This window comes from Chrysiogenia bacterium (assembly GCA_020434085.1).
Classification (GTDB): domain Bacteria; phylum JAGRBM01; class JAGRBM01; order JAGRBM01; family JAGRBM01; genus JAGRBM01.
Window position 1 is genome coordinate 1 of record JAGRBM010000094.1, and the last position, 12,043, is coordinate 12,043.

General features: G+C 63.6%; 10 protein-coding genes. 4 read left to right on the plus strand and 6 right to left on the minus strand.

Annotated elements, in window-relative coordinates:
- The 3 genes from KDH09_03245 to KDH09_03255 form a co-directional block, all read right to left on the minus strand.
- Window positions 1-1,478 (minus strand): translation initiation factor IF-2 N-terminal domain-containing protein (locus tag KDH09_03245; protein ID MCB0218685.1); only part of this gene is annotated, 1,478 nt, incomplete at its 3' end.
- 85 nt (window positions 1,479-1,563) lie between these two features.
- Window positions 1,564-3,000 (minus strand): transcription termination/antitermination protein NusA, encoded by a 1,437-nt coding sequence (gene nusA, locus KDH09_03250; GenBank protein ID MCB0218686.1) that lies wholly within the window; start codon window positions 2,998-3,000, stop codon window positions 1,564-1,566.
- Window positions 3,001-3,005: 5 nt separating this feature from the next.
- The gene (locus KDH09_03255) at window positions 3,006-3,473 is read right to left on the minus strand and encodes a ribosome maturation factor RimP (GenBank protein MCB0218687.1); all 468 of its coding nucleotides are present in this window, start codon (window positions 3,471-3,473) and stop codon (window positions 3,006-3,008) included.
- 214 nt (window positions 3,474-3,687) lie between these two features.
- On the opposite strand from KDH09_03255, the gene KDH09_03260 reads away from it, so the two are divergent.
- From KDH09_03260 to rfbB, 3 genes are all read left to right on the plus strand, one after another.
- Window positions 3,688-5,334, plus strand: coding sequence for a hypothetical protein (locus tag KDH09_03260; protein ID MCB0218688.1), 1,647 nt, complete (start codon window positions 3,688-3,690; stop codon window positions 5,332-5,334).
- A 68-nt stretch (window positions 5,335-5,402) separates the two neighbouring features.
- Window positions 5,403-6,119 (plus strand): NTP transferase domain-containing protein, encoded by a 717-nt coding sequence (locus KDH09_03265; protein MCB0218689.1) that lies wholly within the window; start codon window positions 5,403-5,405, stop codon window positions 6,117-6,119.
- Window positions 6,116-7,132, plus strand: coding sequence for a dTDP-glucose 4,6-dehydratase (gene rfbB, locus KDH09_03270; GenBank protein ID MCB0218690.1), 1,017 nt, complete (start codon window positions 6,116-6,118; stop codon window positions 7,130-7,132). Before KDH09_03265 ends, rfbB begins: the two co-directional genes overlap by 4 nt.
- A gap of 59 nt (window positions 7,133-7,191) precedes the next feature.
- On the opposite strand, the gene KDH09_03275 is transcribed toward rfbB, so the two are convergent.
- Both KDH09_03275 and KDH09_03280 read right to left on the minus strand, forming a co-directional pair.
- Window positions 7,192-8,277 (minus strand): Mrp/NBP35 family ATP-binding protein, encoded by a 1,086-nt coding sequence (locus tag KDH09_03275; protein ID MCB0218691.1) that lies wholly within the window; start codon window positions 8,275-8,277, stop codon window positions 7,192-7,194.
- Window positions 8,278-8,408: 131 nt separating this feature from the next.
- Entirely contained in the window at window positions 8,409-9,491 is a 1,083-nt protein-coding gene (locus KDH09_03280) for a hypothetical protein (protein ID MCB0218692.1), read from the minus strand.
- Between the two features lie 299 nt (window positions 9,492-9,790).
- Between KDH09_03280 and KDH09_03285 the strand changes: the two genes are divergently transcribed.
- On the plus strand, window positions 9,791-10,783 hold the full coding sequence (locus tag KDH09_03285; GenBank protein MCB0218693.1) for a tetratricopeptide repeat protein: 993 nt from the start codon (window positions 9,791-9,793) through the stop codon (window positions 10,781-10,783).
- A 469-nt stretch (window positions 10,784-11,252) separates the two neighbouring features.
- On the opposite strand, the gene KDH09_03290 is transcribed toward KDH09_03285, so the two are convergent.
- Complete coding sequence (locus tag KDH09_03290) at window positions 11,253-11,750, minus strand: hypothetical protein (protein MCB0218694.1); 498 nt, start codon at window positions 11,748-11,750, stop codon at window positions 11,253-11,255.
- Window positions 11,751-12,043: the final 293 nt, after the last annotated feature.

The following is a 12,043-nucleotide window of genomic DNA, read 5'->3' on the forward strand; positions in this document are numbered from 1 at the left end:
CCGTCGTCGGCGGCGACGATCAGCACGACGATGTCGGTGACCGCGGCGCCGCGGGAGCGCATGGCCGTGAAGGCCTCGTGACCGGGGGTGTCGATGAAGACCACCGGACCTTGGTTGGTGTCGACCCGGTAGGCGCCGATGTGCTGGGTGATGCCGCCGGCCTCGCCCTCGGCCACGCGGGCCTCGCGAATCTTGTCGAGCAGCGAAGTCTTGCCGTGGTCGACGTGACCCATGATGGTCACGACGGGCGGACGCGGCTTGAGGTCCTCGGGCTTGTCCTCGCTCTGCTGGCGAAGGATTTCGTCTTCCTGAAGGCCCACGCGCTCGACTTCAAAGTCGTACTGCGCGGCGAGCAGTTCTGCAGTCTCACGGTCGATGGCCTGGTTGGCCGTGACCATGACACCCATGCCCATGAGTTCGCGGATCAGTTCGGCCGATTTCACGCCCATGGCGGTCGCCATTTCGGCGAGCGTGATCGAGTCTTCGATACGAATCGGCTTCTTCTGCGTCGGCGGCTTGGTACCGCTGGAGTTTTTCTTGGCTGCGCCGCGGCGCTTGCCCTTCCGGCGCGCACCGGCATCGCGGCCGCTGGGAAGGATCTCTGCATCGACGAACCCGCGACGCTTGCGGATGACGCGCTTGGTCTCGTTCCAGTCGGCTTCGTCGCGGACGCCTTCGCGCCCCTTCTTGCCCTTGCGGCCCTTCTTGCGAGCCTCGGCGGCTTCGTCGGGAACGCCGCCGGGCGCGGTAATCGAGGTCGGAGCTGCTTCCGGCGGGGGCGGCGGCGCCGCTTCCACGCGGGGCTTAAATGTTGTCCTGACCGACTCGATGATCTTGAGCCGCGGCGCGTCCGGGTCGACCACGTCGACGATCGGGCGCTCTTCGGGCTCGGGCGCGGCCTGGGGTGCTTCGGCGCGCGGGGCCTCGGCAGCGGGTGCCTCAGGCTCGGCAGCAACCGGCGCCTCGGGCTCGGCGGCCTGGGCCGCAAGTTCTTCGGGGGTGGGTGCCGCGGGCTTCTCTTCGGGCAGTTCGATCTTGGGGCGCTCGACCTTGGGCGCCTCGGTCACGCGCAGAAGACGCGGGGATTCTTCACTCTCGCCGCCGGCGGCCTGGCTCTCGGCAGCAGCTGCCTGTTCGGGCTGGGCGGCCTGGGGCTCGGGCGCCTCATCGCCGCGCGAGCGGCGGCGGATCACGGTGCGCGAGACACGTCGCTCGGTTACCTGCTCGGTGACCTGGCTCTCCTGGTCGCTGCGGACCACGGTGACGACGCGTTCCTTGCCTGCGATGGGCGGAGCGCCCGTGCCGGCACCGCCTTCGTAGAGCTTGGGGAACCGGTTCTTGAATGCCTCATACTGGTCGGTCGTGATGGAGCTTGAAGCAGTGCGGGCGGCAATGCCCATCTGCTCAAGCTTCTCCATTACGTCCTTGCTCTTAAGGCCGGTTTCCTTGGCGATCTCGTGTACTCGCTTGTTGGCCATACGACGCTCTTATCTTCTTTCCCTTGCGGACGCTTGATCCTGCAATACCCGACGAAGCTTCGAACTGATTGCGAAAACCTGCTCATCAGGCTTCCGCTTTCTCCGCCTCGTCACTCTCGGCAGCCGCGGCATCCGCTTCCTCGCCTGCTTCAGCCGACTCTTCGGGAGTCGGCTCGTCGGAGGGCTCGGTGTCCATGTTCTCGTGAACCATGTCTTCCTCGCCCGGCTCGACTTCAATCTCTTTTTTCGCCTGCTGGGGCGCAGCCTCGAGGCTGGCCTCAACATGCTTGCGTGCACCGTTCAGAATGCGTGCAGCCATGTCGGCATCGATGCCGTCGATGGCCTCTAGTTCCTCGGCGGGCATCTCGGCCACTTCCTGCGCGGAGCGGAAGCCTTCGAGATAGAGCAGTTCCACGGCCACGGGGCTGATGCCCTCGATGGCGGCCAGGTTTTCCTTGGCGCGGTTCTGCTCTTCGGCGAACTCCGACTCGCTCTTCATGTCGATCTTCCAGCCGGTGAGCTGGGAGGCCAGTCGCACGTTCTGTCCGCGGCGACCGATGGCCAGCGAGAGCTGGTCGTCGCCGACGAGGATCTGCAGCGTGTTCTCTTCCTGATCGACGAAGACCTTGAGCACTTCGGCCGGTGCCAGCGCGTTGACGGCGAAGCGGCCGATCTCGGGGTCGTAGACGACGATGTCGATCTTCTCACCGCGAAGTTCCTGCACGACGGCCTGCACGCGCGAGCCCTTCATGCCCACGCAGGCGCCGACGGGATCGACGCTGGAGTCCTTCGATGAGACGGCGATCTTGGTGCGCGCGCCGGGCTCGCGGGCGATCTGAACGATCTGCACCACGCCTTCGGCGATCTCGGGCACTTCGACTTCGAACAGACGCTCGACAAGATGCGGCGTCGCACGCGAGAGAATGACCTGCGGGCCCTTGGCTGCGCGGTTCACGTCCAGGATGTAGGCGCGAACGCGGTCACCGGGGCGGTAGCTCTCGCGCGGGACCTGCTCCTTGCGCGGCAGCGCCGACTCGGTGCGGCCGATGTCGACGATGATGTCGCCGCGCTCGAAGCGGCGCACGATGCCGTGCACCAGCTCGCCCACGCGGTCTTTGTATTCTTCGTAAATGATGTCGCGTTCGGCGTCGCGGATCTTCTGGATGATGACCTGCTTGGCCGTCTGCGCGGCGATGCGGCCGAAGTCGGTGAGCTCGAGCTTCATGCCCACTTCGTCGCCCATCTGGGCGTCGGGGTCGAGTACGTGGGCGTCGTCGAGGGAGATCTCGATCTCATCGTCCTCGACGTCTTCCACGACGGTGCGGAACTCGAAGAGCTCCACCTCGCCCAGGTCTTCATTGAACTGGGCCTCGATCTCTCGATAGGTACCCAGCCGCTTCTTGGCGGCAGCCAGGATGGCCTGTTCGAGGGCCGAGACCACAATTTCGCGCTTGATTCCCTTGTCCTTGACGACGGAATCGATCACGCGACCGAGATTTCCAAGCCCGAGAGCGTCAGACATCGACTCTACTCTCCCACATACTCAAGATTTGCTTTCGAAATCGTGTCGAGCTGAACCACATGGGGTTCTCCTTCCACTTCGACGACGATCTCGTCTTCTCCAACTTCAATCAACGTGCCCACGAGAGTCACAAGGCCGTCCACCGGCACCCGAGGAACCACCCGCACCAGCTTGCCCTTGGCCCACTGGTAGTGACGAACCTTTTTGAGGGGCCGCGTCAAACCTGGCGAGGAGACCTCCAGAGTGAAGGCCTGCGGGATGGGATCTTCCACATCCAGGACCGTGCCGAATTCCCTCGAGAAGGTTTCGATCTGGTCCAGGCTGATCCCACCGGGGCGGTCCAGGTAGACCCTCACCAGCGCCGAGTTCGAGCGCGGGAGGAATTCCACCTCTACCAGTTCAAGGCCATGAGCCTCTACCAAGGGCATCGCCAGCGCCTCGAGGCGCGTTTCCATCGCAGTGCGATCTGCCATTGGCTTGCCTTTGCCTGGCACTCCGAAATAAAAAAGAGCGGGCTGACGGCCCACTCTTTCAGAGGAGTGCCTACTCAAGCGGTCCTTATCTAATACACGGGCGGCGTTTTGACAAGGTGCGCCGTGAGCCCCGCGCCGCCCGCCTGCCCCATTGACCGCGACGGGCCGGCCGGGACACACTGGCGGCGGAACTTTCTCCAAGGATTTCAGGCATTTGAGCCTCAAGGCCCCCAAATCCCGCATTGCCCGCGTCCTGGACTCTCTGGGGGCGCTGCCGCTGGGGCGGTTTTTGTTGATTCTCGCGGTCTGGGCCTGCCTGAGCCGCCTGCCTTTCCTCTTTACCGACCTGCTCAACAATGATGAGGGCGGCTGGTGGATGGGGGCGAAAATCTGGCTCTCGGGCGGGGTTCCCTACCTCGACTTCATCGACAACAAGCCCCCGCTCATCTACCTGCTCTACGCCCTGCCCCAGCTCATCGGGATTCACAGCCTCCATTTCATGCATGCGCTTTCCCTGCCGCTCATCTGCGCGACGGGCTATCTGGCAGGCAAGCTCGCCATGGAGCTCGCCCCCGTGGAGGCAGCGCGCCGCCACTCGGGCGTGCGCCTGATCGCCCTCTTCTATGTGGGCTTGAGTGCGCTCGGTCCCTCGCGCCAGTTCCTCCCGCTGAATACCGAACACGCCGCCATGCTGCCCATGGTCTGGGCCATGCTCTGCTACAGCCGCGCGCGGCTTGGAATTGATGAGCGGCGCAACCTCGCGCTGGCCGGCGCCCTTGTCGCAATTGCAGGGCTCATTCGCCAGAGCCTGCTCTTTGCCACGCCGCTGCTGGCGCTCGAACTGCTCTGGGCGCCGCTGGGTCGCGCGGAGGACGAAGAAGACGCGCGGGTCGAGACCCTTGGCGCACTCAAGCGCTGGATCTTCTTCGGCGCGGGCTTCTTGCTGATCAATGGTCTCTTTGTCGCCTACCTCGCCGCCAACAACGCGGTTGGCGAGGCGTTCTTCTGGATCGTGATGGCCAACAGCGATACGGCCCGGCACTCACCCGACCTGGCCTATCACCTGCTGCGTTTTTCAAGGAACATCCTGCCCAGCATCGCGCTGGCCCTGCCGCTCTGGATCCTCGCCCTGCGCGGGCTACGCCGCGAGTGCTGGGCCGACGCGCCGCGCTTTCGTCTAACAATCCTGTGGATGGGCAGCGCGGCGGTCGCCCTGTGGACAGGCTCGCTGGGCGGGCGTTGGCTCGGTCACTACTACATCCCGGTGCTGGCACCGCTTTCAGCGGTCGCGGGCGCGCGCCTTCTCGCCCTGCTCTCGCGCGACGAGAGTGCCGGCACCCTGGGCGCGCGACTTGGCGGATCGGCGCTGGTGCTGGTCAGCGCGGGCGCCCTCATCTTTGGCGGCGCCAACATCGCGCGCACCCTGCGCGGGGGCTATGAGGAAGCCGGTCCCGTCCTCAGTGCCGCCGCCGCGCGGATCGACTCGCTCACGGATCAGGACGACCCCGTCTTCGTCTGGGGCTTTGCCCAGGGGCTCTACTATAAGGCCCGCCGCCTGCCAGCCAATCGCTTCATCGCGCCCAACACGCCGATTACCGGATACATGTTCGGCGCCGAGCGGGCCTTCGACGAGCTCGACCTCGAAAAGCTCGTCCTGCCAGAACAGTTCGACCACTTCATCGGGGATCTAAAGCGCGGCCGGCCCAAACTGTTCCTCGACTACGCCGAGAACGACTTCCACTACTTTGGGCGTCACAGGATCGAGCGCTTCCCCACGCTGCAACAGTGGCTCTCCGAGAACTACCGCCGCCTGCCCGATGAAGGACCGATCGTCTTTTACGAGCGCGTCGACCGGCGCTAAGCCACTTTCCATCGGCGCGCCCGCGGCGCTAGACTTCCATTCGCATGACATCAGCAAACGACAAGGAACTGCGCGGCGTGATCCTCGCCGGCGGGAGCGGCTCGCGCCTGGCGCCGCTGACCAAGACGACCAACAAGCACCTGCTGCCCGTGGGCCACGAGCCCATGATTTACCACCCCATCAAGAAGCTCACCGACGCGGGGATTTCCGATATCCTGGTCGTCACCGGGGTCGAACACATGGGTCAGGTGGTCAATCAGCTCGGTTCGGGCAAGGACTTCGGCTGCCGCTTTACCTACAAGGTGCAGGACGAACCCGGCGGCATTGCGCAGGCGCTGGGACTGGCCGAACAGTTCGCCGCCGGGCACCCGGTGATCGTGCTGCTCGGAGACAACATCTTCGGCGATGCGCTCTCTGGCCACATCAAGACCTACGAAGGCTCGGGCAAGGGCGCGATGGTGTTGCTCAAGGAAGTGAGCGATCCCCAGCGATTCGGCGTGGCGCGCTTCGATGGCGAGACGATCGCCGAGATCATCGAAAAGCCCAAGGACCCGCCTTCGAACTCCGCAATTACCGGCATCTATTTCTATGACGCGCGGGTCTTCGACTTCATTCGCAGGCTCAAACCCTCGGCGCGCGGGGAGCTGGAGATCACCGACGTGAACAACCGCTACCTGGAACTGGGCGAGCTCGCCCACGCGCGGCTCTCGGGCTACTGGACCGACGCGGGCACCCACGAATCGCTGGCACGCGCCAACGCCCTCGTGCTGGGGCTCAAGCCATGAGCTTCCGCCGCATTCTGGTCACCGGCGCCGCCGGGTTCATCGGTTCTCATTTTGTCGAGCGCGCCCTGGAAGATCCCGAAGTCGAATGCGTGGTCGGCTACGACGCGCTCACCTATGCCGGGCGCAAGGAACACCTTGGCGAAGCGCTAGAAGACGCGCGCTTTACGCTGGTGCAGGGCAATGTCTGCGACGAGGACTTTCTGATCAAGACCCTGCGCGCCGAGCGCATCGACGCGGTGGTACACTTTGCCGCCGAGACCCACGTAGACCGCTCCATCCTTGGCGCGCGCATCTTCATGGAAACCAACGTCACCGGGACCTACACCGTGCTGGAGGCCTGCAAGGCTGAGAACATCGAGCGGCTCGTTCACATCTCCACCGACGAGGTCTACGGGCCTACGCCCGAGGGCGAGCAGTTCAAGGAGGATGCGGGCTTTCGCCCCTCGAGTCCCTACGCCGCAAGCAAGGCGAGCGCCGACCTGTTCGTGCAATCCTTCATCAAGACACACCGGCTGCCGGCGCTCATCGTGCGCGGGGCCAACAACTTCGGCCCGCGCCAGTTTCCCGAGAAGCTGATCCCCTTCATGGTGCACCGCGCGCTGCTGGGAGAGGAACTCCCGCTCTACGGCAGCGGCCGCCAGCTTCGCGACTGGACCTATGTCGAGGACTTTGCCGAGGGCGTGTGGCTTGCGCTTCAGCGTGCGGACGACGGTGACATCTTCAACCTGGGTGCCGGCAACGAGCGCACCAACCGCATGATCGTCGAGACCCTCTGCGACGAGCTCGGCTGCGACCGCGGGGAGATCGCGCTTGTCGCCGACCGGCCCGCACATGATTTCCGTTATGCCATGGACAGCTCACGCGCCGTGCAGAAGCTCGGATGGACTCCCAAGGCAGAGTTCGACGAGGCGCTGCGCGCCACCATCCGCTGGTTCGCTGCCCGCAAGGACTGGATGGAAAAGGTCTACGCCGAGACCGCCGATTACTTCAAGGACAACTACGCCGGTCGCTAGCCGACAAGAAAAAAGCGCCACCCGAGGGGCGGCGCTTTTCGTTTGGCTGCCTGAAATGATTACGCGCGGGTGATCTGGATGAGCTGGGGCTGCTCTTTGGCCTGCGCAACGCTCACGCGGTGGGCGGTCTGCTGCGAGACCGAGAGGAAGGCCTGCGCCGCCGCACACTCGGCGTCGACGAGCAGGATGGGCTCGCCCTTATCACCGCCCTCGACGACGCGCGGGTCGAGCGGCACCTTGCCCAGGAAGGCCGTGCCGATTTCGCCGGCGATCTTCTCACCGCCGCCCTCGCCGAAGATCTTGTACTCGTTGCCCGTGTCGGGCGCGACGAAGAAGCTCATGTTCTCGACGACGCCGATGATGGGCACGTTCACCTTCTCGAACATGGAGACCGCCTTGTAGACGTCGGCAAGCGCAACGGCCTGCGGCGTCGTGACGACAACCGCGCCGGTGAGTGGCACGCGCTGGCACAGCGAGAGCTGCACATCACCGGTACCCGGCGGCATGTCGATGATGAGGTAGTCGAGCTCGCTCCAGGCGATGTCGGTAAAGAATTGGCGGATTGCCGAGTCGAGTATCGGGCCGCGCCAGATGACGGGGTCTTTCTCGCCGACGAAGAATCCAAACGAGATGATCTCGAGCCCGTGCTTGCGCGCGGGAAGGATCTTCTCACCCACCTGGCGAAGGTCCGCCTTGGAGACGCCCATCATGAGCGGGACCGAGGGGCCGTAGAAGTCGCAGTCCATCAGCCCGACCTTCGCACCGGCCATGGAGAGGCCGACCGCGAGGTTCGCGGCGACGGTGCTCTTGCCCACACCGCCCTTGCCCGAGGCGACGGCAATGATGTTCTTGATCTGGGGAACGGGGTTGGCCTTGCCTCCCACGTCCTGGCTGCGCACGTTGGAGCTCATGTTGACTTCCACGCTCTCCACACCATCAATCGCGCGGACGGCGTCGGTGGCCTGGGTGCGGAACTGTTCCTTGATCGGACAGGCCGGCGTGGTCAGTTCGATGGTGAAGCCCACCTTGCCGCCGTCGATCTTGAGATCCTTGACGAAGCCAAGGCTCACGATGTCCTGGCCGAGGTCGGGATCGATGATGACGGAGAGGGCCTTCTTGATTGCGTCTTCGCTTACTGCTGCCATGGTTGCTCCCAATTCTGCAGAGCGGTCCGGGAGAGGACCGCGGCGCCTGTTCTAGTAGGCTCGCACCCGGTTTCGCAAGTGCGCTGTGCCCACGATGTTCGTCTCATGGAGGGTGAAACGGGTGGAAAGGGCTACGGTGTGCAGGCTCCGGGCAGGAAGCTGCACTGGGGTGCGCTGTCACCACAGCCGCAAAGGGTCGTGCTCAGAGTGCCCGAGGTCGTGTAGTAGGTGACCAGCACGCGCTCGCCCGAGTCGGATTCGAGCACCGGCAAAGTGAGCGGAACCAGTTGCTCCGCTGAAAAGCGCTCGCCCGACTCGAAGACGAAGCGGTAGCTCGATGAATCGGTCGGGTCGGTCAGAAAGATATCGGGCCGCGCCGCCAGGTTGAGATTGATGCTCGTTCCCGGCGCGCCGCCGAAATCGCTGGCCGGCACGTAGAACCAGAGCCCCGTAACCGCCAGGCCGCGGAAGGGTGTCACGATCTGCGGCAGCGGCGAAGCGGCCACCAGAGAGCCGGAACCGATGCCGACAGTCCCGATGGAGAAAGGCCCGGTGAAGTCGGCCGGATCGGTGAGATCCTGGCAGGGATTGCAGGCAAGGAGCACCGCGTCCTCGGGCGCGGCACTTTCAACGCAGGTCGTCGCCGCGTCGGCATCTCCCTCGACGCAGCCATGCAGCTCGCTGAATGCGCAGTTGGCCGAGGGGCTGCCCGGCAGGTAGGCGCACAGGTCCTGTTTGCTGTAGGGCGCGCTCAGGAATGTCAGCTCCGCGGGAATATCCATAGGACTGGCAAAGCTGATCGTGTCGGCGTCGAGATCGACGCTGAGCGGCGCGGTCAGCTCAATGTCGTCCTCACCGCCGGCCACGCGGAACACTCCGTTGGAGGAATCATCAACCAGCACCGCATCGACGCGGATCTCCTGCCCGCCGCCGGGCAGGATGACATTGAGGCGAATGACCAGCGCCCCGGTCGTGTCGAAGTCGGGAATCGGGACGGCGAAGTTGCCGTCTTCATCGAGTGCAGCCGAGCTGAACACCCCGCCGCGGGTCATGAAGAGCACCGCGTTCTCACTCTGGGAGAGCGCGCTGGTCATCGGCGCGGCCACCAACTGGCCCACCATCACCCGGCCGCTGCCGGGAACGATGGTCGTGCTGGAGCACCCGACGCCCAGCAGGCCCAGAAGCATCACAAAAGTAAGCGTCGCTTTGCGCATCGAGATCCTTTGCCGCAGCCCGCGCGGGCCGCGTACTGCGGCGCTCAACTTAGTCCCATCCGCGCGCCGGAATCCAGACGCGCGCACGCGGCTTCTTATCACGAATGTGAGGGAGATCACCAAACGTGCCCTGATACAAAGCACCGGGCGTGACTCCGTCATCACTTTTTCGCATCCATGCCTTCTAGGGGCGTGGGGGCTGTGGTAAGTTCCGCGCTCCGGAGCACCTCAGGGTGAGGAAATCATCAAGTTTGGCGCGAGATTCACACAGAAAAACGGGGGGAAAACGCACGCTCCTCGTGTGCCTGCTCGCACTGCTTTGTCTCCTTGCGCCCGCCCTCGCGCGGGCCGAGCGCAGCCCGGAGGTCCAGCGCGCCCGCGACCTGATTCGCCTCGGCGAGGTACGCGCCGCCCACCGCGCGCTGGTGGGGGTTCTCAAGAAGGACCCGCGCGATGTGGATGCTCACTATGAGCTCGGTCGGGTTCTCCTCTCCTATGAGCCGCCCCACTACGAGCAGGCCATCAAGCACCTGACCTACGCCACCGACGAAAAGCCCGACGTGAGCGACCACCACCTGTGGCTGGCGCGCGCCTGGGGCATGAAACTCGAAAACTCGAACATCGTGGCCGCCGCCTTCGGGCCGGTGTGGGAAGTGAAGGGCCACTTCGAGCAGGCCGTCGAGCTCGATCCCAAGAGTGCCTCGGCCCGCACCGACCTGTTTCAGTACTACCTGTTCGCCCCCAGCATCGTGGGCGGCGGGCGCGACAAGGCCCTCGAACAGCTTCGCGCCCTGGGAACCATCGCGCCCGACTCGGTGCTCTTCCACACCTCCCAGGCGATCATGGCTTTAAAGGACGGCGACATCGACTCGGCCGTCATCGCCTTCGAGCGCATCGCCCAGCTCTCGCCCCCCGATGCCGGGCAGGCCTTCTTCGAGCTTGGAATGATCTTCCTCTCCCAGCGTAACTACAACCGGGCCTACCGCTACCTGAAAAAGGCCATGGACGCGGGCACCGCCATCGAGCCGCCCCACAAGATCCTCAAGCCCAACTTCGTGCGCAACGCCTTCTATGAAAAAGCCCGCTACGAGATCGAGAACAACGTCACCGTCTCGGTCGATTCGACGAGCCTCTCGCGCGAGGGCCGCATGAGCGCCCGCAAGGAAGATAACGATCCCAAGTACGTCAAGCTCCTGCGCATGCTCGGCACGATCTACGAGCGCAACGGCCGCTCCGAAATGGCCCTCAAATACGTCCAGCGCGCCAAGGCCCTTGCCGAGAAGGCGCAGTAGGCGGCTTCGCCGCGCTTCCTTTTTCCATTTCCGCGATTTTTTCTGATCGCCCAGGCCCGTATTTACAGATTCCAAAAATTTTTTCTTCTCCCTGTCCTGAGCCTGTCGAAGGGCTTTCGCGCGGCGATCAAACGCGCGCAAAGCGCGCCACTTTTCCCTGCTCCCCTTCCGGGGGAGCTGTCCGGGCGATAGCCCGGACTGAGGGGGTGCCGCGTACCGCCGCGCTGCAGAGCCGAAACACCGCCCGCACAACCCCCTCAGTCACCTTCGGTGACAGCTCCCCCGAAAGGGGAGCAGGGATCGTTGGGGCCTGCCCGCCGAAGCCTCGGCGAAGGCTGGGCCTCCTCTTTTCAGTATGGAGACGAGGTGTGACCGATCAAGTCACATGACCCACGATGGCCCACGATGGACCGAAATGACCCGAGATGGACCGCAGAATTTAGATGAGTGCGAGACGTGCCAGACAGCCTTAACCCTGATTGGGTCCCATGCCCGAAAGACCCAACACGATTCCGAGCACGCCATTCCACAAGTCCACATTGTCGCACAGATCTTTTTCACCGGCTTGTTGCCAATGTCTTTCCACAGCATTGCGCGCTGTTTCCAGTTCCGGGACGAGTGTTGGGGGAGTTAAATGGACGACAGGATGCCCGGTAAGATAGCTGAATGCCGACACCTCTACACCGGACATCGCCAGTACTATTGCGGGCGCACCGCTACTGAGCAGTGCTTCCACCTGAGACTGAAGTTCGAGATCGATTTTATCGATGGTACGTGCGAGCAAAATCAGCCCCAGATTACACGTGCCAATGTACGCGGCGACCTCTGCTACATCGCCCCTGGCTCCCTGAAGCCGCACACCTTTGTCGTCAGCACAACAAACTTCACAAGAATACTGGCGCAAGTAATCCGCCATTCTGGCTGCGCACTCCCAGTCGACCCGGTGATAAATGATCGCGACCCGCATCTGTCTTCCCCCCGGCATCACTGGGTTGCTACGTGAACTTCATCTGCTCGCTGAGCTGACATGGTCGGCTACTTTCCCTGTAATTTCAATAGATTCCACAAAATCGCGCACCGCGTCAACAATCCCCTTGACATCCCGCGTCATTGTCGTATTTTGTAATACATCGAAACGATGCTAACCCTATGGAGGTTTGAGACAATGGACATTCAGCAGATTCAGGAAGAGATTCGCAAGAACATGGAAGAAGTCCGCGCCAACGTGGAAAATGCGGTCAACTATCTCTCGGGCAGCGA

Excerpts from the sequence above, each read along its gene's own strand:
- nusA (MCB0218686.1), bottom strand. The coding sequence starts at position 3,000 with ATGTCTGACGCTCTCGGGCTTGGAAATCTCGGTCGCGTGATCGATTCC.
- KDH09_03255 (MCB0218687.1), bottom strand. The coding sequence starts at position 3,473 with ATGGCAGATCGCACTGCGATGGAAACGCGCCTCGAGGCGCTGGCGATG.
- rfbB (MCB0218690.1), top strand. The coding sequence starts at position 6,116 with ATGAGCTTCCGCCGCATTCTGGTCACCGGCGCCGCCGGGTTCATCGGT.
- KDH09_03275 (MCB0218691.1), bottom strand. The coding sequence starts at position 8,277 with ATGGCAGCAGTAAGCGAAGACGCAATCAAGAAGGCCCTCTCCGTCATC.
- KDH09_03280 (MCB0218692.1), bottom strand. The coding sequence starts at position 9,491 with ATGCGCAAAGCGACGCTTACTTTTGTGATGCTTCTGGGCCTGCTGGGC.
- KDH09_03290 (MCB0218694.1), bottom strand. The coding sequence starts at position 11,750 with ATGCGGGTCGCGATCATTTATCACCGGGTCGACTGGGAGTGCGCAGCC.